The sequence below is a fragment of the Photorhabdus viridis genome (assembly GCF_040256935.1).
Classification (GTDB): Bacteria; Pseudomonadota; Gammaproteobacteria; order Enterobacterales; family Enterobacteriaceae; genus Photorhabdus; species Photorhabdus viridis.
The window spans coordinates 1-1,108 of record NZ_JBEJZY010000169.1 but is presented as its reverse complement, the minus strand read 5'-3'; the positions used below and the strand labels follow the sequence as shown (position 1 = coordinate 1,108).

At 51.4% G+C, this 1,108-nt stretch carries 1 pseudogene; it reads left to right on the top strand.

Features of this window, described 5'->3' with window-relative positions:
• Positions 1 to 60 precede the first annotated feature (60 nt).
• Positions 61 to 1,108 (top strand): annotated as a pseudogene (locus tag ABR397_RS22760) (IS4 family transposase); the annotation flags it as partial.

Genomic DNA, 1,108 nt, shown 5'->3' with positions numbered 1-1,108 from the left:
CAGGCCATCGCCGAAGCCGGATTTACCGCCACCGTCGCTCACGCTCAACGTTATCATTGCTTGTTAGCGCTGGAAGACACGACAACCCTGTCATTTTCCCATGCGTCGGTCGCCGATGAACTCGGCTATACCACCTCGAAGGAAAAATCCCGGGGCATGCAGGCACACCCGGTGTTGTTATTTGCGCCCGAAGAACAACAGGTCGTAGGGTTGATAGAACAACAGCGCTGGTGCCGGGATGTCAGTGATTATGGCAAAAGCCGACAACGCGACACTCGCCCTTATGAAGGGAAAGAGAATTATAAGTGGGAACGGGCCTCACAAGCCATCGACAGCCGGTTAGGGGAGCAGATGGCCAACGTGATTTCTGTCTGTGACCGTGAAGCCGATATCATCGAATATCTGCGTGATAAAACGAGCCAAAAACAACGTTTCGTCATCCGTTCGATGCAAAGCCGGCGAATTGAGGAAAGTCAGGATAAACTTTATCAGTCAGTTACAGAGTACTGGAGAACGATTAGTTCAGGTCAGACAGAGAGGCGGGTGTCAGGCGCGTGTCGCGCATTGTGATATCAGTTATGCCGAAGTGACGTTGAAAATCCCCGAAGGAAAAAGCGGTGAAGCGGTGCGGATATTTTATGTCGGTTGCTACGAAAAAGGTACGGAGGATGGGCTTTGCTGGCATCTTCTGACCTCCGAACCCGTCAACAGTCAGGAAGACGCCCATAAAATATTCAGTTATTACGAGCGCCGCTGGCTGATAGAAAAATTTCACAAAGCGTGGAAAACGGGCGGCACGCAGGTAGAAGCGCTGCGTATACAAAGCAAAGATAATCTGGAGCGCATGATAGTGCTGCTGGCCTTTATTGCGGCACGGATACACCAGCTCCGTTTTATGGGTCTGAACAAAGAAGAGGAAGAGAAAGAGAGCTGTGAGACAGTATTAAGCCCCCCTGGCGTGGAGATTACTGTGGTCAAAACAAGAAAAACGCCGTCCGCCGAAAAAAGCCCCGAGCTTGCATTGGGCCTTCATCAATCTGGGAAAACTGGCCGACTGGTACGATTCCAAACGCACGGGTCGAGTCGGATGGGAACGACTTTGGGAAGG